Genomic DNA, 13203 nt, shown 5'->3' with positions numbered 1-13203 from the left:
CATGACCAACGGGTACGAGGCGCACGTGGCAGCGCAGAACGAGGCGCTGGCCCGGGCCGGGCTGGTGGGCATCGACATGCACACCCACGTGCAGTACGCGACGGACTACGCGGCCTCTGCCGCCGGCAGCGCCCGGCTGCAGGAGATAAAGGCCCACTTCCGCTCCGAGCACCTGGGCATGGACCTGCACGCCATGGCCGCCTTCTACCGGGAGCGCCGGATGGCCGCGGTGGCGTTCACCGTCGACCAGCTGGGCGAGCGGCCCGAGCACGCCGTGACCAACGAGGAGATCGGCGAGATCGCCGCGCAGCACCGCGACGCGATCATCCCGTTCGGCAGCGTCCACCCGCTGCGCGGAAAGGGCGGTGCCGCGATCGCCCGGCGGCTCATCGAGACCTACGGCATGCGCGGGTTCAAGTTCCACCCCAGCACCCAGGAGTTCTACCCCAACGACCGTGCCGCCTACCCGATCTACGAGGTGCTCGCCGAGTACCGCGTCCCCGCCCTGTTCCACACCGGGCAGAACGGCGTCGGCGCCGGCACCAGAGGCGGCGGCGGGGTCCGGCTGAAGTACTCCGACCCGCTGCACCTCGACGACGTCGCAGTCGACTTCCCGGACATGCCGATCGTCATGGCGCACCCGTCGTTCCCCTGGCAGGACGTGGCACTGGCCATCGCCGTGCACAAGCCGCAGGTGCACATCGACCTGTCCGGCTGGTCACCGAAGTACTGGCCGGCGCAGCTCGTGCACTACGCCAACACGCTGCTCAAGGAGAAGGTCCTCTTCGGCACCGACTTCCCGCTCTTCACCCCGGAGCGCTGGACCGCGGACCTGGAGAAGACCGAGATCCGCGACTCGGTGAAACCCGGGATCATGCTGGGCAACGCGGCACGGCTGTTCGGCATCGACCTCGGGTCGGGGGTGTGAACGGGCGGTCCACCGCCTCCGCGACCGCCGGCCCGTGAACCGCGCCGGGTTCAGTGGAGGCTCGTTCTCCCGCCGGCGTAGCCGGGGCCCATGCTCTCCCCCCCAGAACGCCGGGCCCGCCGGCACGGGCGGCGCATCGGCGGCGATCGCGGTCCGGCGGGCCAGCGGTGCGCGCAGCACCTCTAGATCCGACGCCTCCGAAGGACGAGGCCGACGACCGTCAGGATGACGACGATGACGCCTCCGGGCGGCCCGAACGGCAGGTCGAAGGCCAGCCAGAAGACTGCTTGGAGAGCCGTCGCGACGAGGGCGATGACCGCGCCGGCGACGGCCGTCTTTCGAAGCCACAGGAAGATCGCGGCGATCACGCCGACCACGCAGGCGGCGACGAAGGCGAGGATCGCCGGGATGACGCCGACCTCGATGCCCCAGCGCTCGAAGCCGACTGGGTCATAGCTCGGGAACCCCGACTCAGCACCCAAGATGCGACCGGTCCGGGCGAAGTGTTCAGCGCCGAGCACCCCGGCGATGCCGAATCCGACGGAAAGCAGGGCGAGCTGCGCCGCCGCGATCCGGAATGCGATCATCATCCCGAAATGGTAAATCTGCGCCACCCGCTTGACACTGCTCGCGGTCACGGCGCGCCCAAGGCCCGCGGTCAGGTTGGTTGCATCGCTCCGGTCATCAGCGCGACGGTTTCGGCCATCGTGTGCGATTGCGGGGTCGTGACGGTCAGTCGCTTACCGAGGCGCTGGATGTGGATGCGGTCGGCGATTTCGTACACGTGCGGCATGTTGTGGCTGATGAGGATGACGGGAAGGCCGCGGTCGCGGACATCGCGGATCAGTTGGAGGACCCGGTCGCTCTCCTTCACACCCAGGGCTGCGGTAGGTTCGTCCAGGATCACGACCTTGCTGCCGAACGCGGTTGAACGTGCGACTGCAACGCCTTGTCGTTGACCGCCGGACAGGCTCTCGACCGCCTGCCCGATGTCTTGCAGGGTGGCTATTCCGAGGTCGCTCATGTGCCGGCGGGCCTCGGCCCGCATACGTCTGTGGTCGAGCCGGCGCAGCACGGTGCCGACGAACCCGGACCGGCGCAGCTCGCGGCCGAGGAACAGGTTCTCGGCGATGTCGAGGCCCGGTGCCAGCGCCAGTGTCTGGTAGACGGTCTCGATACCGGCCCGTCGGCCGTCCATCGGGGTGGCGAAGTGAACGGGCTCACCGTCGAGGCGGATCTCCCCGGCGTCGGGCACGAGCGCCCCGGACAGCGCTTTGATGAGGCTGGACTTGCCGGCGCCGTTGTCGCCGACGACGGCCAGGATCTCATCGGGGTAGAGGTCGAGGTCGGCGCCGGCGAGTGCGGTGACAGCGCCGTAGCTCTTGATCAGGTTGCGTGCCTGCAGCACCGGTGTGCGGGTGTCGGTGGCGGTCATGTGCGCACCTTCCGGATCCACTGGTCGATGGCCACGGCAATCAGAACCAGCACGCCGATGGCGAGCCCCTGCCAGACGACGTCGACGCCGCCGAGCTGCAGCCCGTTGCGGAACACTCCGACGATCAGGGCGCCGACGAGTGTTCCGGCGACGAGACCGCGTCCGCCGAACAGGCTGGTGCCGCCGAGGACGACCGCAGTGATCGAGTCGAGGTTGTACTCGACACCGACGTTGGGGCTGGCCGAGGCGAGCCGGCCCATGAGGATCCAGGCACCCGCCGCATACACCAGCCCGGCGACGAGGTAGACCGACAACAGCACCCGGTCCGTGCGGATGCCGGCCAGGCGAGCTGCTTCGATGTCGTCGCCGGTGGCGTAGACGTGCTTGCCCCAGGCGGTGCTGTTCAAGGCATAGATGAATGCACCGAACAACGCGAGCATGAGGATCGACCCGTAGGTGACACGGAAGTCGCCGATCGGGAAGGTGGTCCCGGTCCAGGTCAGCACTGGTGACATTTCGGCGCCGCGGATGGTCTCGCTGCGCGAGACAACGGCGTTGAGCGAGAAGAAGATGCTCAACGTGCCGAGGGTGACGATGAACGGCGGGAGCCTCAACCGGGTCACCAGCAGCCCGTTCACAACGCCCATCACGGTGCCCGACACCAGTCCGCCGAACAGCGCGACCAGGCCGTTGACTCCCAGGGAGTGGGACGCGTTCGCCATCAGAATCGAGGTGAAGACCGCGATGGCTCCGACGGACAGGTCGATGCCGGCAGTCAGGATGACGAGGGTCTGGCCCAGCGCGAGGGTGGCGATCACGGTGACCTGAGCCAGCACGAGGCCCAGGTTGGCGGCAGCCAGAAATCGATCACTGACCAGTGCGAACACCGCGATCGCCAACAGCAGGACGGCGATCGGGCCGAGTATCGGCCGGGCGTGCAAGACGCGTTTGATGCGGGCTGACATCCCTGCGGAACGCTCAGGCGCAGCCGCCTTGTCCGTGTGCGTCCCCATCGCGGCCGCGGAGGTGCCCCAGATGCTGCTCACGATCTCGTTCGTCCCTTCCTGGCGTCCGGGCCGCACTGGTGGCCTGCTGGTCTGGTCCCCGATCGGGGCGGCCCGCACCCCGCCCGCAGGTCGCGGCAGGGCTGTCGAGGGCGGTCAGCGGGTGGTGCGCGGTGCCAGCTCGAGGTGGTCGTCGGCGGAGAGGTCGCGCGCCCGGCAGCGGTCTCAGCCCCAGCAGTTCTGCGCGCCGAACGCGGTGTCCTGGGAGGCGACGCCACCCTGGGGGACGTCGGTGATGAGGTTGACCCCGGTGTCGACGAAGTCCTTGCCGGCGGTCGGCGTCGGCTTGGTGCCGTCCTTGGCGAACTGGGCGATGGCCGCGACCCCGAGCTGCGCCATCTTCAGCGGGTACTGCTGGGAGGTCGCTCCGAGACGGCCGGCCTTGACCGCCGCCACTCCGGGGCAGCCGCCATCGACCGACACGATCGTCACCTGCTTCTCGACACCGGCGGCCTTGAGTGCCTCGTAGGCTCCGGCCGCAGCGGGCTCGTTGATCGTGTAGACCAAGTTGATGGCGGGATCCTTCTGCAGGAGGTTCTCCATCGCGGTGCGCCCGCCCTCCTCGTCACCGTTGGTCGCGTCGTGACCGACGATCCGCGGGTCCGACTCGTCACCGATCCGGTTCTTGTCGCCCACCTCGATCCCGAACCCGGTGAGGAAGCCCTGATCGCGCTGCACGTCGACGGATACCTGGTTGGCGTTGACGTCGAGCATCGCGATGCGGGCGGTCTTGCCCTCTCCGTCGAACTTGGCCTTCGCCCACTGCCCGATCAGCACACCGGCCTGGAAGTTGTCCGTGGCGAACGTGGCATCGGCCGCGCTCGCCGGCTCGAGCGGAGTGTCCAGCGCGACGACCAGCATCCCGGCCTGCCGGGCGCGGTCGATCGACGGGATGATCCCCTTGGTGTCGTTGGCGGTGATGAGGAAGCCCTTGGCACCCGCGGCGAGCAGATTCTCGACCGCCTGCACCTGGGACTCGTTGTCGCCGTCCTGGCGGCCAGCGAAGGCCTGCAGATCGACACCGGCCGGTCCGGCCTGCTGCTGAGCGCCCTCCCGCATCTTGACGAAGAACGGGTTCGTGGCGGTCTTGGTGATCAGCCCGACCACCGGCCGGCCAGCTGTGTCCGTACCGGCGCCGCTGCTGGGAGCGCCGCCACAGGCGGCGAGCAGGAAGGTGGCGAGAAGGCCGGCGCTGAGGGCGGCGACGGTTCGACGTCGGGTGGGCAGCTGCGTCATCGGAGCCCTTTCGTGGGAGGTTGCTGAGGAGGCCGTGCGTTGAGGAGACCCGTGCGGCTAGGAGGCCGTGCGTCGTGAGGTCGTCCGACGGGCGTGGCTGGGAGATGCCAGAGACCTCAGCACGGCATCGGGAACGACCAGGTCGGCCGCGTCACGCGTGTCCCTGATCAGCGCCGCGTTGGCCTCGTCCGTACCCAGCGCCCAGGCCTCAGCAGCGGCGGGACTCTTGCCGAAGACGATGTGGCGCAGGATCAGTTGCTGGATGCGGCGGTTCTCGTCGGCATCGCAGAACCAGACCTCGTCCAGCATCGTCCGCAACGGTCGCCACGATTCGTGGTCGAGCAGCAGGTAGTTGCCTTCAGTGAGGATCAGTCTCGCCTGCGGCGGGACCGGGATGCTGCCGGCGACCGGGAGCCCGTGGCTGCGGTCGAACGCCGGGGCGTAGACGACGTCTCCGCAGTCGGCGGCCAACCGGCGCAGCAGCGCGACGTACCCGGCCGCGTCGAAGGTGTCCGGGGCGCCCTGCCGGTCGAGTCGGCCCAGTCGGTCCAGCTCGCTTTCCGCGAGGTGGAACCCATCCATCGGCACGTGCGCGACCCAGTCGCCGGCCGACAGACCGTCGGGCGGGTTCGAGGCAAGGGAATCCATCAGGCACCGGGCCAAGGTGCTCTTGCCGCAACCCGGCACGCCGGTGATCCCCAGGATGACGCGCTGCCCGTCCACAACGAGCTCACGCGCTCGTTGGACCAGGTCCGCAAGGTGCCGAACCTGCGGGACCTGGTCGATCTCGACCGAGCGTTGGCGCATTGTCGTGTCCACATCCGATCCACTCGTCGTGCGCGTGGACGGTCACCCTGCCGCATAGCAACGGTTTGCGCAATACGTCGCGCAGACCGGCAGTCGAGAGTGAGGGCTGGGATCAGGGTGAACGCAACGACCGGTGCCAACGCCTCGCGGGCCGGCTTGCTGCGGTCAGGACGCTGCGGTGTGCTCCGTGGGCTCGCTGTGGTCGGCGCAGCCACAGGAGTCTCGGTGGACGAACTGAGGGCGCAACGAGACGGTCCGGTGCGGGGTGTCGGGGTCGGCGATGCGATCGAGCAGCATGCGCACGGCCTGGTCGCCGATCGCGTCGATGGGCTGGGCGAGTACGGACAGTCTCGGGCTGAAGAAGTCGGCCCAGGCGAAGTCGTCGTAGCCGATGAGGGCCAGGTCTGCGGGGATGGTGATGCCGGCGGAACGGGCCGCGCCCATCACCCCGATCGTCATCTGGTTGTTGCCCGACACGACGGCTGTGGGCGGGTCGGGAAGTGCCAGTAGTTGCTGCAACGCTTGGAACCCGCCCGACTCGGTGGAGTCGCCGCTGATCAGGTACTTGCGGGCGAACCGAAGACCGTTGCGCTTGAGCCCGAGACGGTAACCCGTTGTGCGTTCGGTGCTCGTGGTGAGCCCCGGCTTTCCGCTGATCATCGCCACCTTGCGGTGGCCGCTGCGGGCGAGGTGGTCAACCAGGCTCGCGGTCGCCTCGATGTTCTCGGATCCAACCTGATCGATGTCCCGCGAGGGCAGCATCCGGTCCACGACCGCCACCGGGATGTTGCGCTGTGCGCAGTAGGACAGCGCCCGTTCCGGTTGGGCCGAGGGCGCCAGGATGACCCCGTCGACGTTGCGGGCGAGCAGGTCGGAGATCGCCCGCAGCTCGGTCTCAGGATCGTCGTGAGTGTCGGTGAGCAGCAGGGAGTACCCCGAGAACGTCAGGCTGCGCTCGATGCTCAGCACGAGCTCGGTGAACGACGGGTTGAGCGAGAGCGACAGCGCCAGCCCCACCATCCGGGTGCCGACGGTCCGCATCGATCGCACGACGTCGTCGGGCACGTAGCCGGTGGCGGCCACTGCCCGCAGCACGGCCTGCTCGGTGTGTGGAGCGACCTTCCGCGTGCGGTTGAGCACGTGGGAGACCGTGGTCACCGACACGTTCGCGCTGGAGGCGACGTCGGCCATCGTGATCGGACGGCGGCGACCAGTTGGCACAGCCGCAGGGTAGCAACGATTTGCGCACGATCATTCACCAGCGGTCGGGCAGCGCGCGGGAGAGCTCCACGGTGCACCCGCAACAGCCGCCACGGCGGACGGTACCGCGCTGAGCGAGCGACTGCGCAAACCCTTGCGCAATCTCTTGCCATACCGCATAGTCGCCCTCCACCACCGAACCTCGGAAGTAAGGAGAGCGTCGTCGTGGACGCCCCTACACGGTCAGCAGCTTCGGCCCACCACGTGCGCAGCCCGGTTCCTCGGGTGCCCGGGGAGCCGGTCGTCGAGCTGCACCGGGCGAGCAAGGTGTTCGGCGGGACCGTGGCACTGCGTGATGTGTCGCTGGCGCTGGTGCCCGGTCGAGTGCTGGCGCTGGTGGGCGAGAACGGCGCCGGGAAGAGCACGTGTGCCAAGTTGCTCGCCGGGGTCCATCGCCCGGACGCGGGAGCAGTCCTGATCGGGGGGCGGGAGGTCGTGCTGCGCTCGCCCGCGCTGGCCCTCTCGCGCGGCATCGGGGTGGTGCACCAGCATCCGGGACTGTTTCCCGACCTGTCGGTCGCGGAGAACATCTTCACCGGGCACCTGCCCCGGCGGCCGTGGGGCGGGGTCGACACGGACACGATGTTGTTCGGTGCTGAGCGGTGGCTGGCCAGGTTGGGCATGTCCGGGTGTGCCGACATTCCGCTGGGCACCCTGAGCACCTCAGAGCAGCAACTCGTCGAGGTCGCGCGCTGCCTTGCCGCTGAGGTGCGAGTGCTCGTGCTCGACGAGCCGACGGCCGCACTGAGCGGCGCGGAGGTGGATCGCCTGTTCTCCATCGTCGACGGTCTGCGCGTCGATGGCGTCGCGATGATGTTCGTGGGGCATCGTCTCGAGGAAGTCTTCCGCGTCGCCGATGACATCGCCGTGCTGCGCGATGGTCACCTCGTGGCGAGTGCTGCAACGGCCGACACCACTCCGGATGCGGTGGTCCGCGCGATGGTGGGGCGTCAGGTCGAGCTGGGACAGCGGCGCGCGGCGGCGGAAATCGGCCAGGTCGTCCTGTCGGTCCAGGGCCTGACCCGCAGCGGGGCGTTCGAGGACGTCACGTTCGAGCTGCGGCGCGGGGAAGTCGTCGGAATGGCGGGCATCGTCGGCAGCGGTCGCACCGAGGTGGCGCGGGCCCTGTTCGGTGTCGATCCACCCGACGCCGGCACCGCGCACTTGTTCGGTGCCCCCTACCTGCCCGACTCGCCAACCACGGCCATCGCCCGCGGCGTGGCCTACCTGAGCGAGGATCGGCGAGGGCAGAGCCTCATCGAGGACTTCCCCATCCTGGACAACGCGACGCTGCCGGTCATCTCCAGCGCCGCCCGCATGGGGATCATCGATCACGGTCGGGAACGCAGCCTCGTCACCGGACTCCTCGACCGGCTGCGGCTCAAAGCAGCGGGCCTCGATCAGCCGGCGCGGACCCTGTCGGGCGGCAATCAGCAGAAGGTCGTCCTGGCCAAGTGGCTCGCCACCCGGCCACGGGTGCTCATCCTCGACGAACCCACCCAAGGCGTCGACGTCGGCGCCAAGGCCGAAGTGCACCGCATCGTGGCCGAGCTCGCCGAGAACGGCCTCGCCATCCTGCTCATCTCCTCGGACATGACCGAGGTCCTCACCATGTCCGACTGCGTCCTGGTCATGCGCGAGGGACGCCTGGTCGCAGAGATCGACGGCAGCCGCGCCGACGAACTGTCCGTTGCTGCTGCTGCGCTCGGACTCCCGCAGCGGTCGTCCCGATCGACGGACCGGCCCGGCGAACCGGACCCGCAGACCATTGCAGCGACCCGTCCCCCGGAGACCCCACCCGAGAACGATGCCGCGCCGACGCAGCGGCCGCGCACGGTCGATGCCGATGAGCTCCGCACGCCGTGGTGGAAAGCGCGCCAGACCAGCCTCGCCGTCGCCCTGCTCGTGCTCGTCGTGCCACTCGGCGTGGTCAACCCGCGGTTCTTCAGCCTCGGCAACCTGCAGGACCTCTTCATCGCTGCCTCGCTCATCGGCATCGTCGCGCTCGGCCAGATGGCGGTCATGCTCACCCGCAACATCGATCTGTCGGTGTCGTCGGTCATCGGGCTGACCGCCTTCCTCGCCGCGGTGACCATGCGAGACCACCCCGACCTGCCCGTCATCGCCGGGATCGCGCTCGCCGCAGGCGTCGGCGCCGTCTGCGGCGCGATCAACGGCGCGCTGGTCGCCTACGGCCGCGTGTCGGCCATCGTCACCACGCTCGGGACCCTCGCCGCTTTCCGCGGGCTGGGCAGTGTCGTGTCCAGTGGCCAACAGATCTCCGCAGGATCAGTACCGGCTGCCTGGCTGGAGATGACCACCGCCCGCCCCCTCGGGATACCCATCCTCATCTGGATCGGCGCCATCGCCTGCGCCGGCGCGGCGCTGCTGCTGCGCCGCACCGTCGCAGGACGCGAAGTGTTCGCCGTCGGCTCCAACCCCGATGGAGCAGCGCTGATCGGTGTTCCGGTACAACGACGAGTCTTCGCCACCTTCATCGTCTCCGGCGTGCTGGCCGGGATCGCCGGCGCGCTGTGGGCGTCGCGGTATGCCACCGTGGACGGCCAACTCGCCCTCGGTGTGGAGCTGACGGTGATCGCCTCGGTGGTCGTCGGCGGAGTGGCGCTCCGCGGCGGATCCGGCACCGTCCTGGGCGTCGCCCTCGGCACATTGACCCTGCTGGTCCTGCAGAACGCGCTCACCCTCGCCCGGCTCAACCCGCAGTACCTGCAGGCCGTCTTCGGTGCGGCGATCCTGCTCGCCATCCTGCTCGACCGAATCGTCGCCGCCCGAACGGCCCAGGCCACGAGAAGGACACGGTGACAGCGCCGGTGAAGGCCGAAGTACAGGTGCCAGTCACGGCACGCGCGGCACAACTGCTCGCCCGATGGGAGACGCTGCTTGCGGTACTCCTCCTCGCCCTGATCATTCTCGCCGCGACCACAGCGCCCGGGTTCCTCGGTGACTTCAACGTGTCGACCTCACTCGCGCAGATCTCGGAGAAAGCCCTGTTCGCGCTGCCACTGGCGCTACTGCTGATCTGCCGAGAGATCGACATCTCGGTCGCGAGCACGGCGGCCCTGTCCGGGATCACGCTCGGCATGGCGCTGCAGGCGGGTCTTCCCGTGGCCGTCGCGGTCGTCGTCGCGGTTGGGACAGGGCTTCTGTGTGGTGCCCTCAACGGAGTGCTCGTCACGGTGCTGAAGCTTCCTTCGCTCGTGGTCACCCTCGGCACGCTCGCCCTGTTCCGTGGGCTGTGCTACGTCGCGGTCGGCGGCCAGCCGATCAGCGACATCGCGCCCGGCCTGATCGCGCTGGGCAACGACGACGTGCCGGGCCTCGTGCTGCCGCTGGCCCTGCTGCCGTTCCTGGTCTTGGCCCCGATCTTCACGGTGGTCCTGCAGCGGACCCCCACCGGCCGGCAGCTGTACGCGATCGGCGGGTCACCCGAGACCGCGCACTACGCCGGAGTGCGCTCGCGCCGGCTCGTCCTGGCTCTGTTCGTCGTCACCGGCGGGGTCGCCGCGATCGCCGGGGTCATCCTGACCGGACGCACCGCTCAGGCCTCCCCCGACAGCGGTCTCGGGTTCGAGCTGGACGCGCTGACGATGGTGTTCCTCGGCGGGATCAGCGTGCTCGGTGGCAAAGGCCGTCTGACATCGGTCCTGCTCGCCGTTGCCCTGATCGCCACGCTGCGCAGCTACCTACAGCTGCTCGGCGTCAGCGGATACGCCCAGTCCACCGCCATCGGCCTGGTGCTGATCCTGTCGCTTCTGGGCACCAATCTCGCCGAACAGATCCAGGCCCGAGTCAGTGGTCAGCGCCGCAGGCGACGCCTGCTGCACGAGCCCGCCGACGGTCTCGCCTGCCTGCAGGCAGGTCCTCACGTACCCACTCCCGACCGATGAGGAGCACCGACATGGCCACCATCCGAACCACGGCACTCATCGCCGCGCTCGCCCTGACCGGGACAGTCCTCGCCAGCTGCGCCGGCAGCGGCCCGGCCAGCACCGGTGCCGCGCCACAGTGCGCACAAGGTCCCATCACGGTCGGCATCATCCCCAAGCTCGGCACCGACCCGTACATGACCACCGTCCGCGACGGCGCCCAACGAGCAGCCACCGAATCCGGCGGGAAAGTGATCTACACCGAGCCCAGCGAGGCGACCGGCGCAGCCCAGATCCCGTTCGTGAACCAGCTCGTTTCCCAGGGTGTCGACGTCATCGCCATCTCCGGCAGTGACCTCAACAGCGCCTCGTCGGCGTTGCAGCGCGCCCGCGAGGCCGGTATCGACGTCATCTCATTCGATTCCGACGTCTCCGCAGATGCGCGGTCCTTGTTCATCAACCAGGCCGACAGCGCCGAACTCGGACAGAAGATGCTCGACAGCATGGCCACACTGATCGACAAGAAGGGACAGTTCGCGGTCCTGTCCTCGACGCAGACAGCGGTCAACCAGAACGCCTGGATCGCCGACATGCAGAAGCGCTTGAAGTCCGACCCGGAGTTCTCCGGGATGGAACTCGTCACCGTGGTCTACGGTGAGGAAAAAGCCGACGTCAACGCACAGAAGGCTCGCGAGCTCGCGCAGACGTACCCTGAACTCAAGGGCATCATCGTGCCGGCCGGCATCGGCCTGCCGGCCGCAGCAGAGGCACTCAGCCAGACCGGCGACCTCGGACGCATCAAGCTGACCGGGCTGGCACCCGCCACTCTCATCAGCAGCTACATCAAGAGCGGGAACGTGCAAGACATCTGGTGGAACGTCAACGATCTGGGCTACCTGGCGTTCCACGCGGCCACCGCCCTTGCCACCTGCAAGCTCGACCCGAAGGCCGGCAGCATCCTGAAAGCCGGATCACTCGGCGACTTCACCGTCGGCGAGAGCGGTGTCGTCATCCTCGGGCCCGCAACAGTCGTGACGCCACAGAACGTGAGCTCCTTCAAGTTCTGACGCGCTCGGCTGCACCGGCTTGATCGAGCTGCCACTTCGACGAGGGTCGCCACGCACAGGTCTGACCGCGCAACATTGTCCTGGTCGTACCGAGCGTGGCCCCTCGTCTCAGGGCCCGTCCGCGTTTGCTCACGCTGCGGTGGGCGCCACCGCCACGTGTCAACGGATCTTGAAAGTTGGATCTGGCCACTTGCGTGATCACGTCGACACCCCGCGGTGGTCACGACGCGAGCTGGACCCGACCTGGCCCGCGCGGACGGCCGGCAGCGCGTCGTCTGCTCCAGCCAGCGCGGGATAGGTGAGGTTCCGTAGCCCGGACCCAAGCTGGTGGCGCTGCCCGACAACCACCCATGGAGGTCCCCGAGGAGAACGCCGTCGCCGATCCGCCCTCCAGCGCGCCCACGATCGACTCGAACGCCGCCCCACACCGGACCGCCCGTCCTCATCGCCCACCGGGAGGCACCGCGGACCGGGCCGCGGAGCGGTGGTTCGCCGTGCAGCGGCAGGTTCATCGGGGTGCCGCTGTCCGGGCCGGTCGCCCTCCCGGTTGCGGGCGCCCGCCATCGCCGTCAGTCGACCGTCAGTCGAGGACGTCGGGCTCCTGCTCGACGAGGAGATCGGCCATCAACCGGAAGCTGTTGCGCGCCATGTTCGTGCTGCCGAACTGGCGCGAGGCGAGAGTCGCCTCCTCCTCCGTCATGACGCGGGGCGTGCCCGCCGCCTCCGCCATGAGCTGCATCTGGCAGGCACGGTCCATCGTGATGAACCACCACGCCGCCTCCTCCACGGTCCGGCCGACCGTCAGCAGGCCGTGATGGCGCAGGATCGCCGCGCGCTTCGGTCCGAGCCGGGCCGCGATCCGCTGTCCTTCGTCCCGCTCGAGGACGAGTCCCTTGTACTCGTCGAACACGACGTGGTTGTCGTAGAACGCGCACGACTCCTGGATGACCGGGTCCAGCGGGCGGTTCAATGCCGCCCACGCCCGCCCGTGCAGCGAGTGGGCGTGGGCGACAGCCACGACGTCATCGCGGGCCTCGTGGATCGTCGAGTGGATCGAGAACGCCGCCTTGTTGGTGCGCCTGTGCCCCTCGACGACCTTGCCCTCCTCATCGAGCAGAAGCAGGTCGCTGACCTTGATCCGGGAGAAGTGAACGGCGTACGGGTTCACCCAGAACCGGTTCGGGAACTCCGGGTCACGCGCCGTGATGTGGCCTGCGATGCCCTCGTCGAAGCCGTACCGGGCGAAGAGCCGGAACGCGATCGCCAGTTGCCCCTTGCGGTGCTCCCGCTCCTCGACCAGCGAATCGCGGCGCTCGGGCAGATCGTCGAGATCGAGCTGCTCCACCTCGTCGGCCGGGGCCACACCGCCGATCACCGGGGTCTCGGTCATCGTTCCTCCTCGTTGCGAACTCACGTATGGGCAACAGGTTGCCTCTGAGGCAACATATCGTCAAGTCGTCATCCCTCCACCGCTGCTCCGCGATCGGACATCGGTCGGTATTGCCAGTGAGGCAGTTTC

The 13203-nt window shown here is 68.7% G+C and carries 11 protein-coding genes; 4 read left to right on the top strand and 7 right to left on the bottom strand.

Features of this window, described 5'->3' with window-relative positions:
• Position 1 precedes the first annotated feature (1 nt).
• Complete coding sequence (locus tag ACQEVB_RS39220; RefSeq protein ID WP_432984484.1) at positions 2–928, top strand: amidohydrolase family protein; 927 nt, start codon at positions 2–4, stop codon at positions 926–928.
• Positions 929–1110: 182 nt separating this feature from the next.
• Here the strand turns inward: ACQEVB_RS39220 and ACQEVB_RS39215 are convergent, their stop codons facing one another.
• From ACQEVB_RS39215 to ACQEVB_RS39190, 6 genes are all read right to left on the bottom strand, one after another.
• On the bottom strand, positions 1111–1518 hold the full coding sequence (locus tag ACQEVB_RS39215; RefSeq protein ID WP_432984479.1) for a hypothetical protein: 408 nt from the start codon (positions 1516–1518) through the stop codon (positions 1111–1113).
• 68 nt (positions 1519–1586) lie between these two features.
• A complete protein-coding gene (locus tag ACQEVB_RS39210; RefSeq protein WP_432984476.1) occupies positions 1587–2363 on the bottom strand; it encodes an ATP-binding cassette domain-containing protein in 777 nt (258 codons plus the stop codon).
• Complete coding sequence (locus tag ACQEVB_RS39205; RefSeq protein ID WP_432984473.1) at positions 2360–3409, bottom strand: ABC transporter permease; 1050 nt, start codon at positions 3407–3409, stop codon at positions 2360–2362. Before ACQEVB_RS39205 ends, ACQEVB_RS39210 begins: the two co-directional genes overlap by 4 nt.
• Before the next feature lie 183 nt (positions 3410–3592).
• Positions 3593–4663 carry a sugar ABC transporter substrate-binding protein gene (locus ACQEVB_RS39200; RefSeq protein ID WP_432984470.1) on the bottom strand — a complete coding sequence of 357 codons (1071 nt, stop codon included), beginning with the start codon at positions 4661–4663 and terminating at the stop codon, positions 3593–3595.
• A 57-nt stretch (positions 4664–4720) separates the two neighbouring features.
• Positions 4721–5470, bottom strand: a complete 750-nt coding sequence (locus ACQEVB_RS39195) for a nucleoside/nucleotide kinase family protein (protein WP_432985508.1) — start codon at positions 5468–5470, stop codon at positions 4721–4723.
• A gap of 165 nt (positions 5471–5635) precedes the next feature.
• The gene (locus tag ACQEVB_RS39190) at positions 5636–6691 is read right to left on the bottom strand and encodes a LacI family DNA-binding transcriptional regulator (protein WP_432984467.1); all 1056 of its coding nucleotides are present in this window, start codon (positions 6689–6691) and stop codon (positions 5636–5638) included.
• 264 nt (positions 6692–6955) lie between these two features.
• Between ACQEVB_RS39190 and ACQEVB_RS39185 the strand changes: the two genes are divergently transcribed.
• From ACQEVB_RS39185 to ACQEVB_RS39175, 3 genes are read left to right on the top strand one after another with little or no spacing between them, the layout of a single operon-like run.
• Positions 6956–9553 (top strand): ATP-binding cassette domain-containing protein, encoded by a 2598-nt coding sequence (locus ACQEVB_RS39185; protein WP_432984464.1) that lies wholly within the window; start codon positions 6956–6958, stop codon positions 9551–9553.
• Positions 9550–10638 carry an ABC transporter permease gene (locus ACQEVB_RS39180; RefSeq protein ID WP_432984461.1) on the top strand — a complete coding sequence of 363 codons (1089 nt, stop codon included), beginning with the start codon at positions 9550–9552 and terminating at the stop codon, positions 10636–10638. Before ACQEVB_RS39185 ends, ACQEVB_RS39180 begins: the two co-directional genes overlap by 4 nt.
• Before the next feature lie 11 nt (positions 10639–10649).
• Entirely contained in the window at positions 10650–11684 is a 1035-nt protein-coding gene (locus ACQEVB_RS39175; RefSeq protein WP_432984458.1) for a substrate-binding domain-containing protein, read from the top strand.
• Between the two features lie 580 nt (positions 11685–12264).
• Here the strand turns inward: ACQEVB_RS39175 and ACQEVB_RS39170 are convergent.
• Positions 12265–13074 (bottom strand): class II aldolase/adducin family protein, encoded by an 810-nt coding sequence (locus tag ACQEVB_RS39170; RefSeq protein ID WP_432984455.1) that lies wholly within the window; start codon positions 13072–13074, stop codon positions 12265–12267.
• Between the last annotated feature and the right edge of the window lie 129 nt (positions 13075–13203).

Origin of the sequence: Pseudonocardia sp. CA-107938 (assembly GCF_050936315.1) — a bacterium.
Taxonomy (GTDB): Bacteria; Actinomycetota; Actinomycetes; order Mycobacteriales; family Pseudonocardiaceae; genus Pseudonocardia.
Note: the sequence above shows the minus strand (reverse complement) of the source record. Positions and strands in the feature narration are given on the sequence as shown.